Origin of the sequence: Mesorhizobium sp. WSM1497, from assembly GCF_001672455.2 — a bacterium.
Lineage (GTDB): Bacteria > Pseudomonadota > Alphaproteobacteria > Rhizobiales > Rhizobiaceae > Mesorhizobium > Mesorhizobium ciceri.
In genome coordinates this window covers 563,538-587,623 of the sequence record NZ_CP021070.1, presented here as the reverse complement: position 1 = coordinate 587,623, position 24,086 = coordinate 563,538, and the positions used below count along the sequence as shown (strand labels likewise).

Genomic DNA, 24,086 nt, shown 5'->3' with positions numbered 1-24,086 from the left:
CAGGGACCGGCCCCGGTGCTCTAGCGGATCGCGTCCAGCATTCGCCGCTGGCGGTGCATCTCGAGGAAAACCTTATAGTCGCGGTCGAAACGCCCTGATGATTTCGGGTTCGACGCGCGCGTCCTGCCGCCTTGCTGCATGGCAAGACAGGCCGCGTTGAGGTCGGGAAACAGCCCGGCCGCGGTGGCGGCGATCATGCCGGTGCCGAGCAGCACCGCCTCGTCGGCCAGCGGCTCGATCACCGTGCAGCCGGTGGCGTCGGCATAGAGCTCCATCAACAGCGGGTTCTTGGTGTGGCCGCCGGTGACATGCAGCGTATCGATCAGATAGCCGTTCTCGTTCAGCGCCTCCAGCACGTGGCGCACGCCGAGCGCGATGCCGACGGCGGTGCGCCAGTAGAGCTTGCACAGGCTGTCGAAGGAGGAGTCCAGCGTCAGCCCGCTGACGACGCCGACGGCATGCGGATCGGCGAGCGGTGAGCGGTTACCATGAAAATCGGGCAGCACATGCAGCCGCGCGGCAAGGTTGTCGCCCTCGGTGGCGCGCAGCTCGGCGACACGCCTGGCGATCTTCGCATGCATGGCGGCATCCGGCTCGCCGCCGGCGCCGTGCCAGCGGATGATGTGGTCGAGCAGGGCGCCGGTCGCCGACTGGCCGCCTTCCGACAGCCACAGCCTGGGCAGCGCCGCGCCGTAATAGGGACCCCAGACGCCGGCGAAGGGCTGCGGATCCGGTGACATCGCCATGACGCAGCTCGACGTGCCGGCGATCAGCGCCAAATGCCGGCCGATGTCCTGTTGGTCGCCGGCAAAGCCGCCGAGCACGCCAAGCGCACCGGCATAGGCATCGATGACGCCGGCGCCGACCCGGCATTTCTCGCTCAGCCCAAGCTCGGCCGCTGCCTGGGCGGTCAGTTGGCCAATATAAGCGCCGACCGGGCTGGCCTTTTCCGGCAAATTGCCGTGCTCGAAAAGATCGCCGAGGCCGACGAGCGCAAAGAAGTCGCGCCGCCAGCCGGCCTCTTCATGCGCCAGATAGGTCCATTTGGCGGTCAGCGTGCATTGCGAGCGGGCCAGCGAACCTGTCGCTTGCCAGGTCAGGAAATCGGTGAGATCGAATAAATAGCCGGCTTCATTCCAGGTCTCCGGCAAATTGCGCTTCAGCCACATCAGCTTCGGTGTCGCCATTTCCGGCGACATGACGCCACCGACGTAATTCAGCACGGCATGGCCGCTTGCCGTGCATTCGTCGGCCTCCGCGATGGCGCGGTGGTCGAGCCAGACGATGGTGTCCCAGCGCTTGTCGCCCGTGGTCGAGACGCTGAGCTGGCCGTCTTGCCGGTCGCGCACCACCAGCGAACAGGTGGCATCGAAGGAGATGCCGACGACCTCCTCGGCAGCTATGCCGGCCTTTTCGCGGGCAGCGCGCACGGCGGCGCAGACGGCCGACCAGATATCGCGCGAATCATGTTCGGCGTGATCGGGCTTCGGCTGGTTCATGGCGATCGGCCGCTCGGCGCGGCCGAGCAAGGTGCCGTTGGTGTCGAGAATGCCCGCGCGAGCGCTCCCGGTGCCGACATCGACCGCGCAAACGAACTGTTTCGTCAAGATGCTCTGTCTCTCGCTCCCAGGCCTGCAATCAGATCGGGCAATTGCAGCATGTCAGCGAATATAAAGTCCGGTTCACTCGACGCAAGCCGCGCTTTCAAGGTCGGGTTGCCGGCATGCGAGCCGCCGGTGAAGGCAAACACGCGCATCCCCGCCGCCCGCGCGGCAATGATGCCGGCCGGGCTGTCCTCGATGACGAGGCATTTGCGTGGATGGGCCCGCATGCTGGCGGCGGCATGCAGGAACAGGTCCGGCGCGGGCTTTCCCTTGGCCACCATGGTGGCACTGAACAGATGCGGTTCCATCAGCCCAAGCAATCCGGTGACGTCGAGCGCGTAGCGGATGCGGTCGAGCGTGCCCGAGGACGCGACACAGAACGGCAGCCCAAGCTTCGGCAGCATCTTCTTGACACCGGCGATCGGCTTCAGCTCCTCGCGGAATTTGCGCATCAATTCGACGCGCATCTCGGTCAGGTGCAGGTCGGTGATATCGAGCCCGAAGTCGCGGCCGAGGATCTCGCGCACGCTTTTCATGCTCTTGCCGAGGAAATGCTCGTAGGCGGCATCCTCACTGACGCTGCCGCCGGCAAGCCTGACCATGCCGAGCAGCGCCGAGACGGAGAGCGCCTCGCTGTCGACCAGCACGCCATCGCAGTCGAAGATGACCAGTTCAGGCGTCATGACGGCTAATGGCTCTCAGAGCTTGCCGGCGAGGTAGCGCGTCAGCGTGGCGCGCGCGCCATTCGCCCACAGCACGTTGAGCGCATGGGCAAAGGCCTCGACAAACGCCGTTGCGCGGCCGACATCGCCATAGATGTCCTCCATGGCGAGCCAGGCGGCGGGAGCGTCCTTTGCTGCCTTTGCCGTCGCCTGCAGCCGGTCCCAACTCGGGTCGTTGGGCTCGATGACGGCGCCGCTGTCCGTCGTGCCGAAGCAGTAGCGGCACCACAATGCCGATTCCAGGGCCAGGCCGGCGACGCTTTTCCCAGCCTTCAGCCGGTCGGCGATGGTCGGGATGATGAACTTCGGCTGGCGGTTGGAGCCGTCGAGGCAGAGCCGGCGCACCGTGTCGCCGATCTTCGGGTTGGAGAAGCGGCTCTCGATGAGCTGGTAATAGTCTTCCAGAACCGTGTCCGGCACCGGCGGCACCGTCGGGATGATTTCGTCCCGTTCGAGCTTGGCCAAAAAACCGCTCACCAGCGGCTCCTGCATCGCCTCATGCACGAAATGGATGTCCATCAGGCCGGCCGGATAGGCGATCGCTGCATGGCCGCCATTGAGGATGCGGATTTTCATCAGTTCATAAGGCGCAACGTCTTTGACGAACTGCACGCCGACCTTTTCCAGCGGCGGCCGGCCATCGGTGAAATGGTCCTCCAGCACCCACTGCCGGAACGGCTCGCAGAACACCGGCCAGTTGTCCTCGAGGCCGAAATCCTTGGCCAGGATGCCGCGCTCGCGGTCGGTGGTGGCCGGCGTGATGCGATCGACCATGCCGTTCGGAAAGGCGACATGCTCGCTGACCCAGTTTGCCAGATCCTCGTCGATCAAACGGGCCAAGCCGATGACGCCATCCGAGGTGACATGGCCGTTGTGGGGAATGTTGTCGCACGACATGACGGTGAACGGCACGGTGCCTTCATCGCGGCGGCGCATCAGCCCGGCAAGAATGATGCCGAACACCGTCTTCGGCGTGGCGCCGGCCTGCGCGTCGGCGACGATGTCGGGATGGGTCGGGTTGAACACGCCGGAAGCCGGATCGATAAAGTAGCCGCCTTCGGTGATGGTCATCGAAACGATCTTGATCGCCGGGTCGGTAAGCCGTTCGATGATAGCGGCCGCATCGCCGGGCATCAGGAAGTCGATCATCGCGCCGGTCACACGGGCATTCATATGGCCAGAGTCCTGCTCGACCACCGTGGTCAGCCAGTCCTGCTCTTCCAGCTTGGCGCGGCCGATCTTTTCACCGTCGAACACGCCGGCACCGATCAGCGCCCAGTCATGGCCGATGCCCGCATTGAACAGATCGTCGAGATAGACGGCCTGATGCGAGCGGTGGAAATTGCCGACGCCGAAATGCACGATGCCGGCCTTCAGCGTCGCGCGGTCATACTTCGGACCTGCGACGTTGGCGGGCAGCTTGGAGAGGTTAGAGGACGAGAGTTTCACGGTCATCTGTTTTACCCTTTGGCCGGGTTTCGGCCTTCGTTACGCTCCTCTCCCCGTCGGGGAGAGGATAAGGGGTGGCACTTGCTACGCGCCCGCTGAAGTCGGCCTCTGCTCCCCGCGGAGGGACGAGGAGCAGAGGCCGTCCCCCGCCCTCAACTCATCCACTGGCCGCCATCGACATTGTAGGTCTGGGCGACGATGTATTCGGCGTCGCTGCTGGCGAGAAACACCGCCATGCCGGTGAGGTCCTGCGCCGTGCCCATGCGGCCATACGGCACTGCCTCGCCGACCAGTTTCTTCTTCTCGCCCCTAGGGCGGTTCTCATATTTGGCGAACAGCGAATCGACGTGATCCCAGTGCTCGCCGTCGACGACGCCAGGGGCAATCGCGTTGACGTTGATGCGGTGCTTGATCAGGTCGAGCCCCGCCGACTGGGTCAGCGAAATGACGGCGGCCTTGCTGGCGCAATAGACGCCGACCAGCGCCTCGCCGCGGCGTCCGGCCTGGCTCGCCATGTTGATGATCCTGCCGCCCTTGCCTCGCGCGATCATCGAGCGGGCGGCTGCCTGCAGCATGAACAGCGTGCCGGCGACATTGACGGAAAACAACTTGTCGTAGCTTGCCCTGGTGATTTCGACGATCGGCGCCAGGTCGAACAGGGCGGCGTTGTTGATCAGGATATCGAGGCCACCGGTCTTCGTCTCGACGGCTTTCACTGCCGCCTCGATCGAGGCGAGGTCGGTGACGTCGAGCTTGACCGCATAGGCCTTGCCGCCAATCTCTGCGGCCGTCTTCTGCGCAGCCTCGAGATTGATGTCGGCGATGGCGACGGTTGCGCCTTCGCCGGCATAGACTTCGGCGAAGGCTCTGCCGATGCCGCGGGCCGAACCCGTGATCAGCGCGGATTTGCCGGCCAGTCGCATGTTCAGATTGCCTTTCCGTCGGCGCCAAAGCGATGCAGCTTGGCCTTGTCTGGTGTCAGGTAAATGGTGTCGCCGTGATGGACGCCGAGTTCGCCGTCGGCGCGCACGGTCAGCGGACCGACGCCGTCGGCCTGGACGTGCAGGAAGGTGTCGGAGCCGAGATGCTCGGCGACGCCGACGACCGCCTTCCATTCGCCCGCCGTGGTCGAGATCTGCAGGTGTTCGGGACGGATGCCGATGGTCTTGGCGCCGTTTTTGGCAGCCGGCGCGCCCTCGATCAGGTTCATCTTCGGCGAGCCGATAAAGCTGGCGACGAACAGGTTCTTCGGCGTCTTGTAGAGCTCCATCGGCGAGCCGACCTGCTCGATGTTGCCGGCGTTCAGCACGACGATCTTGTCGGCCATGGTCATCGCTTCGACCTGATCGTGGGTAACGTAGATCATGGTGGTCTTGAGCTGATGGTGCAGCTCGCTGATCTCCAGCCGCATGGTGCCGCGCAGTGCCGCATCGAGGTTGGACAGCGGTTCGTCGAACAGGAAGGCGGTCGGCTGACGCACGATGGCGCGGCCGATCGCGACGCGCTGGCGCTGGCCGCCTGAAAGCTGGCCGGGCCGGCGTTCGAGATAGTTGGTCAGGTTGAGCACGCGCGCCGCGTCTCCCACCTTCTTGTCGATGGTCGCCTTGTCCTCACCGGCCATCTTCAGCGGGAAGCCGATGTTCTTGGCCACCGTCATGTGCGGATAGAGCGCGTAAGACTGGAACACCATGGCGAGCTTGCGCTTGGCCGGTGCCTCGCCGGTGACGTCGCGGCCGTCGATGTTGATGGAGCCGCCGCTGGTGTCCTCGAGCCCGGCGATCAGGCGCAGCAGCGTTGACTTGCCGCAACCCGACGGGCCGACAAAGACGACGAACTCGCCATTCTCGATCACCAGGTCGAGACCGGGGATGATGGACGTCGCTCCGAAGGATTTCGAGACGTTCTTGAGCGTGATGTTTCCCATGGTTTCCTCCCCGAGGGGTTATTTCTGCCGATTGCTTCGGGCAATTCCGTTATTTCACCGCACCAAATGTCAGGCCGCGCACCAGCTGCTTCTGGCTGAACCAGCCCATGATCAGGATCGGCGCGATGGCCAGCGTCGAGGCGGCCGAAAGCTTGGCCCAGAACAGGCCTTGCGGGCTTGAGAACGAGCTGATGAAGGCGGTCAGGGGTGCGGCTTCCGTCGTCGTCAGCCGGATCGTCCAGAACGCCTCGTTCCAGGCCAGGATGATGTTGAGCAGCATTGTCGAGGCGATGCCCGGCACCGCCATCGGCGTCAGCACATAGACGATCTCGTTCCACAGCGATGCGCCGTCCATGCGCGCCGCTTCCAGGATCTCGCCAGGGATTTCGCGGAAATAGGTGTAGAGCATCCACACCACGATCGGCAGGTTGATCAGCATCAGCATGATCATGAGGCCGATGCGGCTGTCGAGCAGGCCTGTGTCGCGGAAGATCAGGTAGATCGGGAACAGCACCGCGACCGCCGGCATCATCTTGGTGGACAGCATCCACATCAAGATGTCCTTGGTCCGCTTGGTCGGCGAGAAGGCCATCGACCATGCCGCGGGTATGGCGACCAGCAGGGCCAGGATGGTCGAGCCGACCGAGAGCAGCACCGAGTTGAAGAAGAACTTGAAGTAGCCGCTCTGTGCCTGGACCTCGGTATAGCTCTCGAACGTTCCCGACGGGATGATGCTGAAGCCCTGGATGGCTTCCTGCTCCGACTTGAACGAGGTGATGATCGTGTAGAGGATCGGGAAGAAGATCAGCAGGGCGACGATCCAGGCGGCAACCGTCGCGATCGTCTTGTGCCGGGTGGTGACTGAGCGTGCCATCGTAGCCTCCCTTACTTGTCCAGGTTCTTGCCGACGGCGCGCATGGCGAAGAAGGCAACGATATTGGCGAGAATGACGGCGATCACACCGCCGGCGGATGCCTGGCCGATTTTGAACTCCAGCAACGCCTTCTGGTAGACGAGGAAGGGCAGGTTGGTGGAGGCGTATCCCGGGCCGCCATTGGTGGTGACGAGGATCTCGGCATAGACCGAGAGAAGGAAGATCGTCTGGATCAGGATGACGACCGTGATGGCGCGCGACATGTGCGGCAGCGTCAGATAGATGAAGCGGCTGATGAACCCGGCGCCGTCCATCTCGGCGGCTTCCTTCTGCTCGCCGTCGAGCGACTGCAGCGCGGTCAGAAGAATGAGCGTCGCGAAGGGCAGCCACTGCCAGGCGACGATGATGATGATCGCCAGCATCGGATGTTGCCCGAACCAGTCGATCGGCTGGGCCCCGAAGAAGCGGGCTATGTCGGCGAACACCCCGTATTGCGGGTGCATGATCATGTTCTTCCAGACCAATGCGGCCACCGGCGGCATGACGAAGAACGGCGAGATGACGAGGATGCGCACTATGCCCTGGCCCCACATCGGCTGGTCGATCAGCAGCGCCAGAAGGATGCCGCCGATCGCCGTGATCAGGAGCACGCTGACCACCAAGGTGAGCGTGTTGAGGATCGACTGCAGGAAGGCCGGGTTGGAATAGAACAGCGCGTAATTCGAGAAGCCGACAAAGCCGTCGCGGATCGGATTGAGCGGGTTGTACTGCTGGAAGGAGAACCAGATGGTGATGACCAGCGGCACGATCATCCAGACGAACAGCAGCACCACGGATGGCGCCATCATGAAACGGGCAAGCGAACGGGTCTGCTGAGTAGCCATGACGGTCACCCTCACTGGTCAGACGGAATTTTCAAAAGGCGTTAAAGGCGGCCGCCCGAACTGGGAACTCGGGCGGCCGTTGCCGGTCAAGGAGGCGACCGGCAGTCGGCACCGGGAGGAGCCTTACTTGATGTATCCGCCCTCGGTCATTGCCGCGGTGGCAGCGTCCTGGGCCTGCTTCAGCGCGTCGTCGACGCTCGACTGGCCGGCAAGCGCCGCCGAGAAGAGCTGGCCGACGGTGGTGCCAAGGCCCTGGAACTCAGGGATGGCGACGAACTGGACGCCGACATAGGGCACCGGCTTGACCGTCGGATGTGTCGGATCGGCGGCATTGATGGAGTCCAGCGTCATCTTGGCGAACGGAGCGGCCTTCTGGTACTCGGCATTGGCGTAGAGCGAGGACCGCGTGCCCGGAGGAACGTTGGCCCAGCCTTCCTTCGAAGCGACGAGCTCCGCATAGTGCTTGCTGGTCGCCCAGGAGACGAACTTCTCGGCGGCATCCGCCTTCTGCGTGCCGGCGGGGATGGCCAGCGACCAGGCCCACAGCCAGTTGCCGCGCTTGCCCAGGCCATTGTCGGGCGCCAGCGCATAGCCGACCTTATCGGCGACAGTCGAGTTCTTCGGGTCCGAAACGAAGGACGCGGCGACCGTGGCGTCGATCCACATGCCGCATTTGCCCTGCTGGAACAGCGCCAGGTTTTCGTTGAAGCCGTTGGAGGAAGCCCCCTCGGGGCCGTCGGCCTTCATCAGGTCGACATAGAACTGCAACGTGTTCTTCCATTCCGGCTGATCGAACTGCGGCTTCCAGTTCTCGTCGAACCAGCGGGCGCCGAAGGAGTTCGACATGGCGGTCAGGAAAGCCATGTTCTCGCCCCAGCCGGCCTTGCCGCGCAGGCACACGCCGTTCACGCCATTGGCGCGGTCGGTCATCTTGTCGGCGGCCTGCTTGATGAAGTCCCAGGTCGGCGCGTCGGGCATCTTCAGCCCGGCCTTGTCCATCAGGTCCTTGCGGTACATGACGAAGGAGCTTTCGCCGTAGAAGGGCGCGGCATAGAGCTTGCCGTCGACCGAAAGGCCGCCAGCAATGGCCGGGATGATGTCCTTGGCGTCGTAGTCGTCGCCGAGCTTGTCGAGCGGCAAAAGCCAGCTCTGCTTGGCCCAGATCGGAACCTCATAGGTGCCGATGGTCATCACGTCGTACTGGCCGCCCTTGGTGGCGATGTCGGTGGTGACGCGCTCGCGCAGCACATTCTCTTCGAGCGTAACCCAGTTGAGCTGGATGTCGGGGTTCGCCTTGGTGAAGTCCTCGGTCAGCTTTTGCATGCGGACCATATCGCCATTGTTGACGGTGGCGATGGTGATGGATTCGGCATGTGCGGCGAACGCAAGCGTGCTGGCCGACAACAAGCCCAGGGTGAGCGTGCGAAGTTTCATCAAATTCCTCCCTTGAACCAAGATGAGCATTTGCCTTGGCTTTGGGCAATTACTCACTTGGCGTGAATTATGTCAAGTCGGATTCGATGCTGCAGCGCAGCACCCGGGCGACACCGCAGGCCGGGACGAGCGGAAATTGCCAGGACGAAGAGCGTCCTGGCCGGATACAGTGCGGCAACAGCGGATGGATCTGCGAGACCAGATGCAGCCCGCAAGCCTGCCGGTCAGCAGGCGATCTCGGCCAGCAGCCAGTCGCGGAAGGCACGGATCTTCGGCACGTTGCGGCGCGCTTCGGGGTAGACCAGCCAAAAGGCATGGCCGTCGTCGCCAACCAGATCGAAAGGCTGGATCAGGCGCCCACCGGCAAGTTCCGCCTTGAACAGCGCCCTGGTCAGGATCGCGACGCCATGACCGGCGATCGCCGCATTGGCCTCATAGGCCTGCGCGCCCATGCTGCTGCCGGGCCGTTTGGCGAGATCGTGCGAGTGCACGCCGGCAGCCTCGAACCATTGCGTCCACCAGATGTCGCCGGGATCGAGGATCGGCAGCCGCAACAGGTCCGCCGGCTCCCTGACGCCGCCGATGCTTGCCGCGAGCTTCGGGCTCAGCATCGGCGTGAAATCGGCATCGAGCAGCTTGTAGGCTTCCAGCCCCGGCCATTTGCCGCCGCCCGACCGGATGGCGAGGTCGACATCCTCGCGGGCGAAATCCGTCAGCCGGCTCGATGTTTCGAGCCGCACGGCAAGGGAGGGATGAGCGATCTGGAATGAGCCCAGATGGTGCGCCAGCCAGTTCGAGGCAAAGGTCAGCACCGTCGTGACGCACAGCAATCCGTCGGCGCCGCCACGCGCCGCCGCATAGGCCTGGCCGAGAATGGCAAAGGCCTCGCTGACCGCTGGCGCGAGGCGCTGTCCAGCCTCGGTGAGTGCGATCTGGCGCGGCCGGCGCAGGAACAGCGGCGCGCCGACCCGTTCCTCCAGCACCTTGATCTGATAGCTGACCGCCGCTTGCGTCATGGCAAGTTCCTCGGCCGCCTTGGTGAAGGAAAGATGCCGCGCCACCGCTTCGAACACCCGGATCGCCTGCAGCGGCGGAAGCTGTGAAACCTGCCGAGAGCTGAGGTCCGGCATAAAGCCTCCTTATGGGTCCTTATCGACGTTCGATTGGCAAAGGCCGCCGTCAAGACCGACATTTCCAGTCAACCCGTCATTCGGGTTCAGGATAGCGAAGGTTGACGATCATGACCATGGCGCAGCAAAAATGCACTTCCGCACCCGATCATCGCTGGTTTTCGTGGCTGACGGATGGATTCGGCTGGTTCGCAGCCAAAAACGGGCACATCTCGACATTAGGGACCTGTCGCCCCATCTGCAGCGCGATCTCGGTTTTCTCGATGGCAACGACCCTTTCGGGCGGCACAGCTAGCGCGGTTGGTTTTATCGCAAATCAGTTGTGCTTCCGGTCAGATGCTGGCGAGCAGCGCGGCGGCGGTCCGTTCATCGGTGATGAGGCCGTTGATCAGCCGCCGGTTCGCGGCCGCCAGAATGCCCGGCAGCTTTCGTTCTCCCATCGCCAGTGCGATGACCAGCGATTTCTCGCGTGACGGCAGCGACGCCGACGACACCCGGTCGTTGGTGATGCCCTCGATCATGCGGCCCTCCCTATCGAACACCCAGCCGACGATCTCGGCGATGCCGCCGGCCTTCTGCAGCGCCTTCAATTCGCTCTCCGAAATGAAGCCGTCCTCGTAGAGCGGCGCCTTGGGGCCGAGGTCGCCGATGCCGATGAAGGTGACGTCGGCCTCGGCGGCAAGCGCAAGCGTCGGCTGGATCATCGGCTGGTTGAGCAGCATCTCACGCTCCTCCGGCGACGAGGCGATGACCGGCAGCGGCATCGGAAAAGAACGCGCCTTGACCCTGTCGGCCATGGTGAAGATGACGTTGTAGAAAGCGGCCGAGCCGTCCGGCGAGATGTTGCCGGTCAACGACACCACCTTGTGCTGCGGGCATTCCATCGGCGGCAGCTGCTCGATCGCCGCCTTCAGCGTGCGCCCGGTGCCGATCGCCATGACGATCGGCGTCGGTGAACGCAACCGTCGCTCGATCTCGGCGGCAGCCGCCTCGGCGATGCCGATCGTGGTCGAGGACGAGTTGGGGTCGCTCGGCACCACTTCGACCAGATCGAGCGCAAAGCGCGATCTCAGCCGTGCCGCCAGATCGAGGCAGTTGGCGATCGGATGGTCGACGCGAACCTTGATCAAGCCCTCCGACACCGCCAGCGATACCAGCCGCTGCGCCGTTTGCCGCGAGATGCCAAGCGTCGAAGCGATCTGGTCCTGTGTGTTGCCGGCAACATAATAAAGCCAGCCGGCGCGTGCCGCATCGTCCAGCCTGTTGCTGCCACCATCCTGCCGGCTATTCAAAGTCCTGCCTCCCGAGACCGCCGGTCATGAGAGCGGCCCATGCCCACTTTCGCAGGGAACGGCCTGCTGCGCAATTGTCAAATCTCGGGGGCAATTGCTTGCTGTCCCTCGGCGTAGGCACGGCCCAGTTTCTCGTCTCCCCACGATGTCTGTCTCGCCAAGAGACTTGGCTGCGGTCCCGGCAGGCGGCACGTTCTTGCGCTCCGAAGGTTTATCTCCCGGCTCAAACCCTTTAAGGGATGGCAAAAAGGAGCCTCGCATGACGCCGAAAGCGGTTTTCTGGGACATGGACGGCACGCTGGTCGACAGCGAACCGCTGCACGAAGCTGCCCTGGTGGCGGCGATGCGCAATGTCGGCCTTGTCCCGCCGGACGATCTGCATGAGCGCGTGCTCGGCGTCGCCGCCTGGCCGGTCTACGAGATGATGCGCGACGAGTTCGGCCTGGACCTGCCTTTCGACGACTGGATCTTGCGCAAATACGAACACTACCTGCCGCTGGTGGAGAGCTTGAAGCCGCGCCCCGGCGCGATCGAGATCTTCAACGAGCTGCGTGCAAGAGGCATCCAGCAGGCCGTGGTCTCGAATTCGGACCGGATGATCGTCGACGCCAATTTGAGCATGGTCGGCCTGATCTACCCCGGCATGAAGACGATCAGCCGCAACGACGTGCGCGAAGGCAAGCCGCATGCCGAGCCATTCCTGCGCGCCGCGTATCTGGCCGATGTCGACCCCGCGCAGGCGGTGGCGATCGACGATAGCTGGCCGGGCGCCATGGCAGGGCTGGCGGCGGGAATGAAGACGATTTTCTGGCCGGAAAAGCCGATGGAAGGCCCGCCCGGCGCCGTCGTCATCAACAGCGCCGAGGAATTGCGGAAAGAGCTGGGGCTCTGAGGAAAACCGCCCAGGTCGGCGCCGTCCCTCATCCGCCTGCCGGCACCTTCTCCCCGTATAGTGACGGCATGGGGAGAAGGACGCTCAATTCCGGTAGACCGGTTCCTGCTCGTCGAGGATCGCCTTCAACTCGCTGAGATGGCGTCCGGCCTGGCCGGGATAATCGTCCATCTCGCTCGCCGCCTTTTCGGCGATCGCGTCGGAAAGCGTGCGCAGCGGGCGGCCGGTCCACAGCGCCTTGATGTATGTCTCGGCGGCGCGTTCGAAATAGAACATGCGGTTGAAGGCATCGGCGACCGTGTCGCCGATGACCAGCACGCCGTGATTGCCCATCACCATCACCTTGACCTTGGGATCGACGAGAAGCTGCGAGCAGCGCTCGCCCTCCTCCTCGAAGGCCAGCCCGCCATAGTGCGCGTCGACGACATGGCGGTTGAAGAACATCGCCGAATTCTGGTCGATCGGCGGCAATGTCGAGTCAGCGAGCGATGCCAGCACCGTAGCGTGGATCGAGTGCACATGCATGACGCAGCGCGCGTGACGCACATTGCGATGGATGGCGCCATGCAGCCCCCACGCCGTCGGGTCGGGCGCATTGGGGCCGGAGAGCGTTTCCGGATCGTTGGCATCGATCATCAGAAGGTCGCTCGCCTTGATGCGCGAGAAATGCACCTGGTTGGGGTTCATGAGGAATTGTGTGCCCTCATCATTGACGGCCAGCGAGAAATGATTGGCCACCGCCTCGTGCATGTTGAGCCGCGCCGTCCAGCGGAAGGCACAGGCGAGATCGACGCGCTCCTCATAGTAGGGCAGGTTGGTCAGCGTTTCCTTTTGCAGACGGGCAAGGCTCATCGAAAAATTCTCCGGTTTCGGCAAGAATGCCGTGGCCAGCCCATTCCCGCAACCGGTTTTGGTTGGTGCAGGGATGCTCACGCCGCCGTGCTGGCAGCGGCAGCGCCGGCTCGCAGGCCGCCATGCTCGACGATGAAATCGATCACCTCCTGCAGACCCTTGCCGCGCGACAGGTCGGTGAAGCCGAACGGCCGCTTGCCGCGCATGCGGCCGGCGTCGCTCTCCATGACATCGAGATTGACGTTCACGTAGGGTGCCAGATCGCTCTTGTTGATGACCAGGAAATCGGAGCGGGTGATCGCCGGTCCGCCCTTGCGCGGAATCTCCTCGCCCTGGCAGACCGAGATGACATAGAGCGTCAGGTCGGCGAGATCCGGCGAGAAGGTGGCGGCAAGGTTGTCGCCGCCGGATTCGATGAAGACGATGTCGAGGTCCGGGAACTTCCTGTTCATCTGCGCGATCGCCTGCAGATTGATCGAGGCATCCTCGCGGATCGCGGTATGCGGGCAGCCGCCGGTCTCGACACCCATGATGCGGTCCTCGGGCAGCGCCTGCAGCCGCGCCAGCATCATGGCGTCTTCCTTGGTGTAGATGTCGTTGGTGACGACTGCGATGGAAAACTCGTCGCGCAGCGCCTTGCACAGTTTTTCGGTCAGCGTCGTCTTGCCCGAACCGACCGGGCCGCCAATGCCGACGCGCAGCGGACCATTTGTCTGTGTCATGCGGGAAACTCCGTGATGGCGAGGATGGCAAAGCCGAGCCCGATCAACAGGCACAGCGGCGAATAATAGCGGACATCGAGCCGCGCGAAAGGCTGTTCAGGCGTCAGCCGCCGCCACCATGGCGTGAAGCCGGCTATGCCGCGTCCCAGGAACACCAGACCGATGAGCAGCGACGTGGCGGCGAGACCCTCCTTGGGGAAGGGTGAAGCGAAGACTCCCATGAGCGCCAGCGGCCATAGTGTCGCCAGGCACAAGCACGCGGCAACGGCGAAACTGGCAAACGGCGTTGGCATCTCATCGACGCCGCGAAAGCCGACCACGGCGCGAGCGCAGGAGGCTGCGTCCTGGCCCGGCCAGATGCCGCCAAGGCCCCAATAGACATGCAGAACGGTGATCAGCAGCAGGACAAAGGATAGCGAGAAGGCGAGAAAAATCATGAGCGGAACAGTCGCGAATATTGGATTTCATGCTTCATCGCCATGACATCGGAGACGAAGGCGCAGCCACCGAGATCGTCGAGTGTCGAGCGCGCGGCGCGGCTTGCGGTCGCCAGGGCCAGCGGCTCGAAGCCGGCTAACAACGTGGTCGCGCCGCTCTGGCCGACGATGCCAAGCCGGATCGCTGCCTGCACAAGGTTGGAGAAGAAGGTTTGCAGGAAGGCTGACAGCGCATCCTGAAGCGCGATCCCGTTGCCACCCGCAATGGCGCCGACGGCGACGCAATAGGCGCATTCGGCCGGCAGGCGCTCCAGCACCGGATTAGGCCAGGCGGCCGCCGCTTTGAGGAAGGCCGCACCCTGCAACATGGTCTCGGTGTGGCGTTCGCGCGAGCCGGCCAGGGCTTCGGCGAGTGCCGCCACTTCATCGAGATCACCGGTGCCGCATGCTCGGCGCCAGCTCTCGGCGAACAGCACGGCGTCGTTCCAGCCCGAGCCCATCTCGACCAACGTCTCCAGCCAGCCGGCGAGGCTCCCGGCATCGGCAACCAACCCGTCATGCACCGCCCGCTCGAGACCATGGCTGTAGGAAAAGCCGCCGACCGGAAAGGCAGGCGACAGCCACGCCATCAGCCGCAGCAGGGCGATGTTCGAAGGCTGGTCAGTCATGATCGTGGTGATGGCCGGCATGACTGTGCGAATGGGAATGCGCTTCGCCATGAGAATGGCTGTGCGCTTCGGCGTGCGCATGCGCATGGCCGTGATCGTGGCTTTGCCCGCCATGCCCGGAATAGGCGCCGCGCACCGGCTTGAACGGTTCGGAAACGTCGGTCACGGTGGCGCCCAGCCCCTCCAGCATCGCCTTGATGACATGGTCGCGCAGGATGAGGATGCGTCCGGCCTCGATGCCTGCCGCGAGATGGCGGTTGCCGATGTGCCAGGCGAGCTCGGCCAGATGCACGCCATCGCGGGCGCGGATGTCGTAGACCTCTTCCGGTGCCGCGATGATCTCGATATGGCCGCCATTCTCCAGCACCAGCCGGTCGCCATCGTTCAAGGCGACGGGTTCGGGCAGGTCGACCAGCACCTTGCTGCCGTCGGCAAGTTCGATGGCCCGGCGGCGCAGATGCCGCTCGTCATGGGCGAGAATGGCCCGGCCGGACGGTAGGGTGGTTCCGGCAGCGCCGGCGGACAGCACCGAGACGGCGCGCGGGAATTTGGTGAAGTCGGTGTTGAGGTTGAGCTTCATTTCATGGATTTCCCATTTGCTTGTGCCCACACACGCGCGATCCAATGGCCTTGTACATGTCGAACCCTGCCTTTCCCCAACAAAGCTAGATCATCGCGTTCGTTCAGACGATGGTGTCGAAGAGCCGCAGGATGAACGATATCTGGTAGATAAGCGCCGCCGTGACAAAGGCGATGTGGAAGCGGCGGTCGCGCACCAGGATCGCGATGATACAGAGCACGACGAAGACCGGCGTGCGAAACAGATACTCGCTGCCGAAGCGGGCGAAATGCTCCGGCCCCTTCAGCAGCGTGTCGACCACGTCGAGCAGATAGGTCGCCGCCAGCAGGCCGAAGAACCACGCCCGCCGCGAATAGAAAAAATCCTCGTAGCTGGTGTAGTCCAGCATCGAATCGGGAAACAAAAGCGCGCACAGCAGGAACAGCGTGATCGCGTAGAAGATGATGAACAAATATTTGCCGAAGGTCCAGGTTTCGATGGCGTAGAGGCCGAACTCCCACCACCAGAAATGCACCAGCATCAGGAGCACTGAGACGACCCAGGCCAGATGCACGGTATAGAGCTTGTACTGGCCGGGATGCTGGACGATGCGTGCCACCCCCGACAGCAGGCGGGCGACACCAAGCCCGATCACCATGCCCATGACGATGCGGATGTGCGGGAAGATGTCGTGGGCGGAAGCGATTTCGGTGGTCATGCTCGATCACAATGCAGCTGTTGGTTGGCCGCATAGTGCTGCCTTCCACCAAGGGCTGCAACGGATGCTCGCCCGGTGGAAGCGCCGCTTCAAAACAGGAAATACCGTTGCGCCATCGGCAGCACCGTCGCCGGCTCGCAGGTCAGCAACTCGCCGTCGGCGCGCACCTCGTAGGTTTCCGGATCGACCTCGACATGCGGCGTGGCGTCGTTGAGCACCATCGAATGCTTGCCGATGCCGCCGCGGGTGTTTTCGACGGCGACGAACTGCTTGTCGACACCGAGCCTGCCATGCAGTCCCGACTCGAGCGCTGCTTTCGAAACGAACGTCACCGACGAGTTGGTCCTGGCCTTGCCATAGGCGCCGAACATCGGCCGGTAATGCATCGGCTGCGGCGTCGGGATCGAGGCGTTGGGGTCGCCCATCGGGGCGGCGGCGATCATACCGCCGATCAGCACCATGTCCGGCTTGACGCCGAAGAAGGCCGGGTTCCACAGTACCAGGTCGGCGCGTTTGCCAACCGCGATCGAGCCGATGTCTTTCGACAGCCCATGCGCGATGGCCGGGTTGATCGTGTATTTGGCGATGTAGCGGCGGACGCGGAAATTGTCGTTGTTGCCGGTCTCCTGCGGCAGCGAGCCGCGCTGGCGTTTCATCTTGTCGGCGGTTTGCCAGGTCCGGATCGCGACTTCGCCGACGCGGCCCATGGCCTGCGAATCCGACGAGATGATCGAGAAGGCGCCGATGTCGTGCAAAATGTCTTCCGCCGCGATGGTCTCCTTGCGGATGCGGCTTTCGGCAAAGGCGATGTCTTCGGGGATCGAGGGCGACAGATGATGGCAGACCATCAGCATGTCGAGATGCTCGGCCAGCGTGTTGACCGTGTAGGGCCGCGTCGGATTGGTCGAAGACGGAATGACGTTGGGCAGGCCGCAGACCTTGATGATGTCGGGCGCGTGGCCGCCGCCGGCGCCCTCGGTGTGGAAGGCGTGAATGGTGCGGCCCTTGATGGCGGCGACCGTGTTCTCGACAAAGCCGGATTCGTTCAGCGTGTCGGTGTGGATCATCACCTGCACGTCGTAATCGTCGGCGACCGACAGGCAGCAATCGATGGCCGCCGGCGTCGTGCCCCAGTCCTCGTGCAGCTTCAGCGAGCAGGCGCCGCCCAGCACCATTTCCTCGAGCGCGGCGGGCAGCGAGGCATTGCCCTTGCCCGACAGGCCGATGTTCATCGGAAAGGCGTCGAAGGACTGGATCATGCGGGCCATGTGCCATGGCCCCGGCGTGCAGGTGGTGGCCAGCGTGCCCTGCGCCGGACCGGTGCCGCCGCCGAGCATGGTGGTGATGCCTGACATCAGCGCTTCCTCGATCTGCTGCGGGCAGATGAAGTGGATATGCGCGTCGAAGCCGCCTGATGTCAGGATCTTGCCTTCGCCGGCGATGATCTCGGTGCCGGGGCCGATGATGATGGTGACGCCATCCTGCGTGTCCGGATTGCCCGCCTTGCCGATGGCCGCGATGCGCCCGTCGCGAAGCCCGACATCGGCCTTGAAGATGCCTGCACTGGCATCGATCACCAGCGCGTTGGTGATCACGGTATCGACGGCGCCTTGCGCCCTGGAAACCTGGCTCTGGCCCATGCCGTCGCGGATCACCTTGCCGCCGCCGAATTTCACCTCTTCGCCATGGATGGTGAGATCCTTCTCGACCTCGATGAACAGTTCGGTGTCGGCAAGCCGCACTCTGTCGCCGACCGTCGGGCCGTACATCTGCGCGTAGGCGGCGCGGGTAATTCTGGCCATCAGCGATTGCTCCCGAAATGCGGTTTGCCGAAATGCGGTTGGATTGAAGCGCGGCTGCACATTGCTGCCATCCTATGGTCACGCAATGACCTGCTGGGCGACACCTTCTGATCCCATTTGGCGGTTGAGGTTAGGGGGTCACCCCAGACCGACCGTTTGCCAATCGATGGAAAGGAAAATCCATGCGCAAAACGATAGCTCTTGCCGCCGCCGCCAGCCTGATGCTGGCGGGCGCCGCCAGTGCCCAGCAGCAACCCGCGCCACAGCCCGCTCCGGCGCCGGCAACGCCTGCTCCAGCCACGCCCCAGGCTCAGCCGGCCGTTCCGACGATCCAGAGCGTCAACATCGTCGACATCACGGAGCTGCCAAAGGACACCCAGACGCAGGTCAACCAGGTGATCGCCCAGCGCGGCGATGACGGCTTGAAGAAACTGCGCAGCTCGATCGACGCCACACCCAAGGTCAAGTCGGCGCTCGAGGCCAAGGGAATGACCTCGGCGCAGGTGGTCGCAGCCAGTATGGAACCCAATGGCGCACTGACCCTGATCACCAAGAAGGCGAGCTGACGCCACGGTATGGCGGGCCGGCATCCGGCCGGCCGGCCGCATCGGGAATGGAACCTTCGCCGGGCGGGATTCGTTTTGTTCTTTTCGCGCTAACCCGCGCCCCGAAACGATTTCTCTCAGGAGCGAGCGATGGCGATCACTTCTTTCTCGACCAGAATGCAGGCAGTCGCCGCCATGACGTTCCTGGCGGCGGCTGGTCCTGCTGCCGGACTGAAGGCGCAAGGACTGGAAAGCACGGAGACCGTCAATCGCATCGTCGGCTCGCAGGTCAAGCAGGAAGAGGCCAAGGCCAACACTGAGGCCGGCAACGTCAACACGGCGATCGACCGCACGCGTGAAAACATCGGCACGGTGCGCAAGACATCCAAGCTCGACAAGGTCGACATCGTGTTCCTCACCGATGCCGCGCGCAGCGAAGGCGGCCCGCCGCCGGAGATCGAGGCCAAGGTCAAGCAGCATCAGGACGACATTACGGAGCTGCGCAAGGAGATCGAGGCCAACGCGCTGCTGTTCAACGCCATCGAATCGCGGCGCGTGCAGGCGCAGGATGTCCTCGCCGTCGAATTCGACAATCCCGGAAAGATCGTCATCTACGCCGCGGCCAAGCCATCGAACTGAGCTGAGCGCGCCGGAAGATTTCACAGCTTGCCCATCACCTTCTGCTGAAATCCGTAGACCTCGCGCTTGCCGCCGAGCGGCACCAGCGTGACGTCGCGCTCCTGGCCCGGCTCGAAGCGCATGGCCGTGCCCGCGGCAATGTCGAGGCGCATGCCACGCGCCCGTTCGCGGTCGAATTTCAGCCCCTCATTGGTTTCGAAGAAATGGTAGTGGCTGCCGACCTGGATCGGCCGGTCGCCGCTGTTGGCGACTTTCAGGGTGACGGTCTGCAGGCCCTTGTTGAGCTCGATGTCGCCGCCCACCGTGGTGATTTCACCGGGGATCATGGTCACCCTCACACGATGCCGAAGGCGAGACCGATGCCGATCGCCGCGCAGGCGGCACCGGCAGCGCGGGCCAGGCCACGAAACCGGATGCCGAGACCGAGACCGGTGGCGATGCCGGTGGCATGCAGTAACAGCGTGGCGATGGCAAAGCCGGCCATGTATTCAAGCCCGCCGGCATTCTCCGGCACCTCGGTGCCATGCGCGTGGCCGTGGAAAAGTGCGAACAGGCCGATGATGGCGACGCCGGCCGAGACCGGCAGATCGATCGCCAGCGCCACCAGCAGTCCGAGTGTCACGACCGATGCCAGTATGCCCGGTTCGACGAAGGGCAGCGGCATATGCAGCATGCCCAGCGCGCCGCCAACCAGCATGACGCCGACAAAGGCAGCCGGCCAGGCAAGAACCGCCTTGCCGCCCTTGAGCGCCGCCCACAGCCCGACCGCGATCATCACCGTCATGTGATCGAGGCCGGAGAGCGGGTGCATGAAGCCGGCCGTGAAGGAGGAGGTGGTGCCCAGGCCGACATGGGCATAGGCCGGCAGGGCGGCGGCCAGCAGCAGGATCGCCGACAGGCAGAGGCGTTTGGCGGATATCATTCTGTTTGCCTTTCGTTTTGCTCGGTCTGGTGTTCACGCCGCCTTGCGGGGGCCGCAGCCTTCGGCCTTGAGAACGCGTTTGCTCGACGCCGGATATTTCTTCAGCATCGCTGCCGGGCGGATCGGCCGCGCCGAAAAACCACCGCCGCAATTGGGGCAGATGCCGCCCAACACCTGTTCCACGCATCCGGCGCAAAAGGTGCACTCGAAGGTGCAGATCAGCGCATCCGTCGCCTCGGGCGGCAGGTCCTTGTCGCAGCATTCGCAGTTGGGACGCAGCTCCAGCATCCTGTCCTCCTCAACGGATCGGTTCGTGCACGGTCACCAGCTTGGTGCCGTCGGGAAACGTCGCCTCGACCTGCACGTCATGGATCATCTCGGCGATGCCTTCCATGACTTGCGCGCGGCTGACGACATGAGCGCCGGCTTCCATCAGTTCGGCGACCGGACGGCCGTCGCGGGCGCCTTCGACGACGAAATCGGTGATCAGCGCAATCGCTTCCGGATGGTTGAGCTTGACGCCGCGTTCGAGCCGCTTGCGCGCCACCATCGCCGCCATGGCGATCAGCAGCTTGTCCTTTTCCCTCGGCGTCAGGTTCATGCGTTTCCCTGGATTGGTAGAGGCAGGCCTATAGTGACCATAATTTGGGCAACCCCGCCCTTCCGTTGAGCAATTCGACGAGTGGAACCAGCCGCTGGCGCAGCCGGTAGCCATCCCCGGCGTAGAGCCTCGCAAGAAGCTTGCCAGATTTCTTCACGCGCCAGGCGCTGGCGCTGCCCTGGTCGCCGACGATCTCCAGAACCGGATCGAGCAGGGCTTCGGCGCGCGGCGACACCAGAAGCAATGTCGCCACCGCGATCGCGCCGCCGGCAACCGCCGGGCGATCGAGCGTTGCGGCGATATCGGGCCCGATGCGGAAATCCTCGGCATGAACGAGGGCGCCATCCTGACGCACACGCCAGCGGTCATGGAAGTTGCCCTGCGTGGCGCGTTCGCCCATCGCCAGGCGGCCGAAGACGGCGGCTTCCAGCACCAGCGCCTCGGCGCCGACGGCAAGCTCGACGTCGAGCGTGCGGGCAAAGGCCGCCCGGTCGAAGACGATGGTTTCCTGCGGCAGCCAGGCGATGCGGCCGTTTTCGCCTACCGACAAATTGACCCGCACTTCGGCATGGTCGGATGCCGCCCGGTAGATCTTCTCGCAGGCCTGCGTGGTGATCGATGCCGAAGCGGCCGCGCCGACATCCACGTCCCAGGCGATACGGTCGCCGCCCGTCATTCCGCCGGCGGTGTTGATCAGCACCGCTTCGAGCGGATCGGCCGAGACGGCCGGCATTCTTATCTTGGCGGCGCCGTCCTGATAGAGGCGCCGCAAGCGCGTGCGGCCCTCGCCAAGCGCACAGGAAAGCCGCGCCACGCCCGCAACGCGCTGCGTCGAAATCCCGCCATGTTCGCCCATATCCATGCCTGCACGTTAAGCACTCCGGCGGCTTTGTCGATATGGAGTTCGATATAGCTTGTTGCTTGACAACGTTTCGGTTTCTATAGAGGGAACCACCTTGGTACGGTCATGCTGCGCTTGGCGGGGGTATTAAACGACGACGGCGGCTTGAGACCAGGAGAAAAAGGGGCGCTGCTCAGTCGGCGTCGGGAAACGCGAGATAGTGGGGAAGGAACCGAATGGCCGACCAGCTGGCAACGGATATCATCGCGAAGATCAAGGCTCATGCCGAGCCGGGCGGCGAAGAAATCACCACCACCACCGAATTGACCTCGCTTGGCATCCATTCGCTCGAGCTGACGGAGATTATCTTCGATCTTGAGGAAGAGTATGGCATCGAGATCGAGATGAACACGGTCGACGCCTGGAGCAATCTGAAGAACGTCGGCGACATGGTCGAAGCTGTGCGCGCGCTGATCGCGAAAAAAGCCTGAACTGAATGCGGCAGCGCGTTGTCATCACCGGCATGGGCGGCATTTGCGGGCTCGGCACCAGCGCGCCCGCGATCTGGAACGAGATGCGCGCCGGCCGCTCGGCCATCGGCCAGATCACAAGTCCCCAACTGCATGATCTGAAGGTCAAGGTCGGCTGCGAAATCAAGACGCTTCCCGATCACGGCATCGACCGCAAGCAGACCGTGTCGATGGACCGCTTCAGCCTGCTGGCGACGATCGCAGCCAGGGAAGCCATGCAGCACGCCGGCCTGGTCTCGAATGAAGCCACCACCTATCGGATGGGCACCGTCGTCGGCGTCGGCGTCTGCGGCTGGGAGGCGATCGAGGAGAGCTATCGCGCCATCCTGGTCGAGGGCAAGAACCGCGCCGGCATCTTCACCGTGCCAAAGGTCATGCCAAGCGCGGCCTCCGGCCACGTCAGCATGAATCTGGGCCTGCGCGGCCCGGTCTTCGGCGTCACTTCGGCCTGCTCATCGTCCAACCACGCCATCGCCTCGGCCGTCGACCAGATCAGACTTGGCCGCGCCGACGTGATGGTCGCCGGCGGCACCGATGCGCCGCTGGTCTGGGGCATCCTGAAGGGCTGGGAAGCACTGCGCGTGCTGGCGCCCGACACCTGCCGCCCATTCTCGGCCGACCGCCAGGGACTGTCGCTCGGCGAGGGCGCCGGCATGGCGGTCCTGGAGACGTACGAGCACGCCATGGCGCGCGGCGCCACCATCCTTGCCGAGGTCGCCGGCGCCGGCCTCTCCGCCGACGCCTCCGACATTGTCGCGCCGACCGTCGAAGGGCCGACGGCGGCCATGCGCGCCTGCCTCGCCGATGCCGGCTTCAATCCCGAGGATGTCGACTACCTCAATGCCCATGGCACCGGCACCAAGGCCAACGACCAGATCGAGACGGCAGCGATCAAGCGCGTCTTCGGCGACCATGCCTACAAGCTTTCGGTGTCGTCGACCAAGTCGATGCATGCCCATTGCCTCGGCGCATCGGGTGCGCTGGAGATGATCGCCTGCGTGATGGCGATCCGCGAAGGCATCGTGCCGCCGACGGCCAATTTTCGTGAGGCCGATCCCGATTGCGACCTCGACGTCACGCCGAATGTGCCGCGCGAGCGCAAGGTGCGCGCCGCGATCAGCAACGGCTTCGCGTTCGGCGGCACCAATGCCGTGCTGGCCTTCAAGGCTGTCTGATCTAAGGGGCGGGCGGATCTGCCCCAGGCCGGCCATTCCGTTGACTGTCCGTGCTCGATGAAACCCTTCGCCGCCATATTGATCGTGCCGTGCGCCGCGTCTAATCCTTGGCCGACCCGCCAAAACCGCGCCGCTCGGCGCGAATCCTCATCCAGGAGTTTCCATGGCAGACCTGTCCGCCTTTCCGATCGCAACGCGTTGGCCGGCCAAGCATCCGGACCAGCTCCAGCTCTATTCGGCGACAACGCCGAACGGGGTGAAGATATCGATCGCCCTGGAGGAACTCGGCCTTCCTTACGAGCCGCATTGGGTCAACATCGGCCAGAACGAAAGCTGGACACCGGAATTCCTGTCGCTCAATCCCAACGGCAAGATACCGGCGATCATCGATCCCAACGGCCCGGACGGCAAGCCGATCGGCCTGTTCGAATCCGGCGCCATCCTGCTCTACCTCGCTGAAAAGACCGGCCTGCTCATGCCCATTGATGGCGCGCGCCGCTACGAGACCATCCAGTGGGTGTTCTTCCAGATGGCCTCGGTCGGGCCAATGTTCGGCCAGGTCGGCTTCTTCCACAAATTCGCCGGCCGCGAGATCGCCGACAAACGCCCTCTGGAGCGCTATCGCGACGAGTCAAAGCGACTGCTCGGCGTGCTCGACGGCCGGCTGAAAGGGCGCAAGTGGATCATGGGCAATGACTACACCATCGCCGACATCTCGCTGCTCGGTTGGGTGCGCAACCTGATCGGATTCTACGAAGCGCGCGAACTCGTCGGCTTTGACGATTTCGCCCATCTGGGAACATGGCTGGAGCGCGGCCTGGCGCGGCCGGCGGTGCAAAAAGGCCTGACCATCCCGGCCAAGGGATAGCA

General features: G+C 63.9%; 28 protein-coding genes and 1 pseudogene. 7 read left to right on the top strand and 22 right to left on the bottom strand.

Annotation, left to right across the window (positions count from 1 at the left end):
* Window positions 1-20 precede the first annotated feature (20 nt).
* The 9 genes from A9K65_RS02780 to gcvA form a co-directional block, all read right to left on the bottom strand.
* Window positions 21-1,607: an FGGY-family carbohydrate kinase gene (locus tag A9K65_RS02780; RefSeq protein ID WP_064992819.1), complete on the bottom strand. Its 1,587-nt coding sequence runs from the start codon at window positions 1,605-1,607 to the stop codon at window positions 21-23.
* Window positions 1,604-2,287: an HAD family hydrolase gene (locus A9K65_RS02775; protein ID WP_024502046.1), complete on the bottom strand. Its 684-nt coding sequence runs from the start codon at window positions 2,285-2,287 to the stop codon at window positions 1,604-1,606. The genes A9K65_RS02780 and A9K65_RS02775 overlap by 4 nt, the downstream gene beginning before the upstream one ends.
* A 15-nt stretch (window positions 2,288-2,302) precedes the next feature.
* Window positions 2,303-3,781 (bottom strand): mannitol dehydrogenase family protein, encoded by a 1,479-nt coding sequence (locus A9K65_RS02770; RefSeq protein WP_064992820.1) that lies wholly within the window; start codon window positions 3,779-3,781, stop codon window positions 2,303-2,305.
* A gap of 146 nt (window positions 3,782-3,927) precedes the next feature.
* Complete coding sequence (locus A9K65_RS02765; RefSeq protein WP_064992821.1) at window positions 3,928-4,698, bottom strand: L-iditol 2-dehydrogenase; 771 nt, start codon at window positions 4,696-4,698, stop codon at window positions 3,928-3,930.
* Between the two features lie 2 nt (window positions 4,699-4,700).
* Complete coding sequence (locus A9K65_RS02760; RefSeq protein ID WP_064992822.1) at window positions 4,701-5,699, bottom strand: ABC transporter ATP-binding protein; 999 nt, start codon at window positions 5,697-5,699, stop codon at window positions 4,701-4,703.
* 49 nt (window positions 5,700-5,748) lie between these two features.
* Window positions 5,749-6,573 carry a carbohydrate ABC transporter permease gene (locus tag A9K65_RS02755; RefSeq protein WP_013528415.1) on the bottom strand — a complete coding sequence of 275 codons (825 nt, stop codon included), beginning with the start codon at window positions 6,571-6,573 and terminating at the stop codon, window positions 5,749-5,751.
* 11 nt (window positions 6,574-6,584) lie between these two features.
* Window positions 6,585-7,457, bottom strand: a complete 873-nt coding sequence (locus A9K65_RS02750; protein WP_064992823.1) for a sugar ABC transporter permease — start codon at window positions 7,455-7,457, stop codon at window positions 6,585-6,587.
* A 123-nt stretch (window positions 7,458-7,580) separates the two neighbouring features.
* Window positions 7,581-8,891: a sugar ABC transporter substrate-binding protein gene (locus A9K65_RS02745; RefSeq protein ID WP_013528413.1), complete on the bottom strand. Its 1,311-nt coding sequence runs from the start codon at window positions 8,889-8,891 to the stop codon at window positions 7,581-7,583.
* A 224-nt stretch (window positions 8,892-9,115) separates the two neighbouring features.
* A complete protein-coding gene (gcvA, locus tag A9K65_RS02740; RefSeq protein WP_013528412.1) occupies window positions 9,116-10,021 on the bottom strand; it encodes a transcriptional regulator GcvA in 906 nt (301 codons plus the stop codon).
* 110 nt (window positions 10,022-10,131) lie between these two features.
* On the opposite strand from gcvA, the pseudogene A9K65_RS35870 reads away from it, so the two are divergent.
* Window positions 10,132-10,316, top strand: a pseudogene (locus tag A9K65_RS35870) (hypothetical protein).
* Window positions 10,317-10,353: 37 nt separating this feature from the next.
* Here the strand turns inward: A9K65_RS35870 and A9K65_RS02730 are convergent.
* Complete coding sequence (locus tag A9K65_RS02730; RefSeq protein WP_013528410.1) at window positions 10,354-11,313, bottom strand: sugar-binding transcriptional regulator; 960 nt, start codon at window positions 11,311-11,313, stop codon at window positions 10,354-10,356.
* A 259-nt stretch (window positions 11,314-11,572) separates the two neighbouring features.
* Between A9K65_RS02730 and A9K65_RS02725 the strand changes: the two genes are divergently transcribed.
* Complete coding sequence (locus A9K65_RS02725; RefSeq protein WP_064992824.1) at window positions 11,573-12,205, top strand: HAD family phosphatase; 633 nt, start codon at window positions 11,573-11,575, stop codon at window positions 12,203-12,205.
* An 84-nt stretch (window positions 12,206-12,289) separates the two neighbouring features.
* On the opposite strand, the gene A9K65_RS02720 is transcribed toward A9K65_RS02725, so the two are convergent.
* The 7 genes from A9K65_RS02720 to ureC form a co-directional block, all read right to left on the bottom strand.
* Entirely contained in the window at window positions 12,290-13,057 is a 768-nt protein-coding gene (locus tag A9K65_RS02720) for a class II aldolase and adducin N-terminal domain-containing protein (RefSeq protein WP_064992825.1), read from the bottom strand.
* A gap of 77 nt (window positions 13,058-13,134) precedes the next feature.
* A complete protein-coding gene (gene ureG, locus A9K65_RS02715) occupies window positions 13,135-13,779 on the bottom strand; it encodes an urease accessory protein UreG (RefSeq protein WP_027161074.1) in 645 nt (214 codons plus the stop codon).
* Window positions 13,776-14,216 (bottom strand): DUF3995 domain-containing protein, encoded by a 441-nt coding sequence (locus tag A9K65_RS02710; RefSeq protein WP_024502040.1) that lies wholly within the window; start codon window positions 14,214-14,216, stop codon window positions 13,776-13,778. Before A9K65_RS02710 ends, ureG begins: the two co-directional genes overlap by 4 nt.
* Window positions 14,213-14,884, bottom strand: a complete 672-nt coding sequence (locus tag A9K65_RS02705; RefSeq protein ID WP_064993024.1) for an urease accessory protein UreF — start codon at window positions 14,882-14,884, stop codon at window positions 14,213-14,215. The genes A9K65_RS02710 and A9K65_RS02705 overlap by 4 nt, the downstream gene beginning before the upstream one ends.
* Window positions 14,877-15,464, bottom strand: coding sequence for an urease accessory protein UreE (gene ureE, locus A9K65_RS02700; RefSeq protein ID WP_064992826.1), 588 nt, complete (start codon window positions 15,462-15,464; stop codon window positions 14,877-14,879). The genes A9K65_RS02705 and ureE overlap by 8 nt, the downstream gene beginning before the upstream one ends.
* 103 nt (window positions 15,465-15,567) lie before the next feature.
* A complete protein-coding gene (locus A9K65_RS02695) occupies window positions 15,568-16,161 on the bottom strand; it encodes a hypothetical protein (RefSeq protein ID WP_064992827.1) in 594 nt (197 codons plus the stop codon).
* Window positions 16,162-16,250: 89 nt separating this feature from the next.
* Window positions 16,251-17,966: an urease subunit alpha gene (gene ureC, locus A9K65_RS02690; protein WP_198327616.1), complete on the bottom strand. Its 1,716-nt coding sequence runs from the start codon at window positions 17,964-17,966 to the stop codon at window positions 16,251-16,253.
* A gap of 179 nt (window positions 17,967-18,145) precedes the next feature.
* Here ureC and A9K65_RS02685 point away from each other — a divergent pair, with 179 nt between their 5' ends.
* Window positions 18,146-18,529: a hypothetical protein gene (locus A9K65_RS02685; RefSeq protein WP_064992829.1), complete on the top strand. Its 384-nt coding sequence runs from the start codon at window positions 18,146-18,148 to the stop codon at window positions 18,527-18,529.
* 129 nt (window positions 18,530-18,658) lie between these two features.
* On the top strand, window positions 18,659-19,147 hold the full coding sequence (locus A9K65_RS02680; RefSeq protein WP_063170973.1) for a hypothetical protein: 489 nt from the start codon (window positions 18,659-18,661) through the stop codon (window positions 19,145-19,147).
* 20 nt (window positions 19,148-19,167) lie between these two features.
* On the opposite strand, the gene A9K65_RS02675 is transcribed toward A9K65_RS02680, so the two are convergent.
* The 5 genes from A9K65_RS02675 to A9K65_RS02655 are packed head-to-tail and all read right to left on the bottom strand — an operon-like array spanning window position 19,168 to window position 21,526.
* Window positions 19,168-19,473 (bottom strand): urease subunit beta, encoded by a 306-nt coding sequence (locus tag A9K65_RS02675; RefSeq protein ID WP_064992830.1) that lies wholly within the window; start codon window positions 19,471-19,473, stop codon window positions 19,168-19,170.
* 8 nt (window positions 19,474-19,481) lie between these two features.
* Window positions 19,482-20,069 (bottom strand): HupE/UreJ family protein, encoded by a 588-nt coding sequence (locus tag A9K65_RS02670; RefSeq protein WP_064992831.1) that lies wholly within the window; start codon window positions 20,067-20,069, stop codon window positions 19,482-19,484.
* A gap of 33 nt (window positions 20,070-20,102) precedes the next feature.
* A complete protein-coding gene (locus tag A9K65_RS02665; RefSeq protein ID WP_027161066.1) occupies window positions 20,103-20,357 on the bottom strand; it encodes a DUF1272 domain-containing protein in 255 nt (84 codons plus the stop codon).
* 10 nt (window positions 20,358-20,367) lie between these two features.
* Complete coding sequence (locus A9K65_RS02660) at window positions 20,368-20,670, bottom strand: urease subunit gamma (protein WP_013528395.1); 303 nt, start codon at window positions 20,668-20,670, stop codon at window positions 20,368-20,370.
* A gap of 28 nt (window positions 20,671-20,698) precedes the next feature.
* Entirely contained in the window at window positions 20,699-21,526 is an 828-nt protein-coding gene (locus A9K65_RS02655) for an urease accessory protein UreD (protein ID WP_084015581.1), read from the bottom strand.
* Window positions 21,527-21,747: 221 nt separating this feature from the next.
* On the opposite strand from A9K65_RS02655, the gene A9K65_RS02650 reads away from it, so the two are divergent.
* The 3 genes from A9K65_RS02650 to A9K65_RS02640 all read left to right on the top strand — a co-directional run bounded on the left by A9K65_RS02650 (window position 21,748) and on the right by A9K65_RS02640 (window position 24,084).
* Window positions 21,748-22,002, top strand: a complete 255-nt coding sequence (locus tag A9K65_RS02650) for an acyl carrier protein (RefSeq protein WP_013528393.1) — start codon at window positions 21,748-21,750, stop codon at window positions 22,000-22,002.
* Between the two features lie 5 nt (window positions 22,003-22,007).
* Window positions 22,008-23,216 carry a beta-ketoacyl-[acyl-carrier-protein] synthase family protein gene (locus tag A9K65_RS02645; protein WP_063170976.1) on the top strand — a complete coding sequence of 403 codons (1,209 nt, stop codon included), beginning with the start codon at window positions 22,008-22,010 and terminating at the stop codon, window positions 23,214-23,216.
* 163 nt (window positions 23,217-23,379) lie between these two features.
* A complete protein-coding gene (locus tag A9K65_RS02640) occupies window positions 23,380-24,084 on the top strand; it encodes a glutathione S-transferase N-terminal domain-containing protein (protein WP_027161063.1) in 705 nt (234 codons plus the stop codon).
* The last annotated feature ends 2 nt before the right edge of the window (window positions 24,085-24,086 follow it).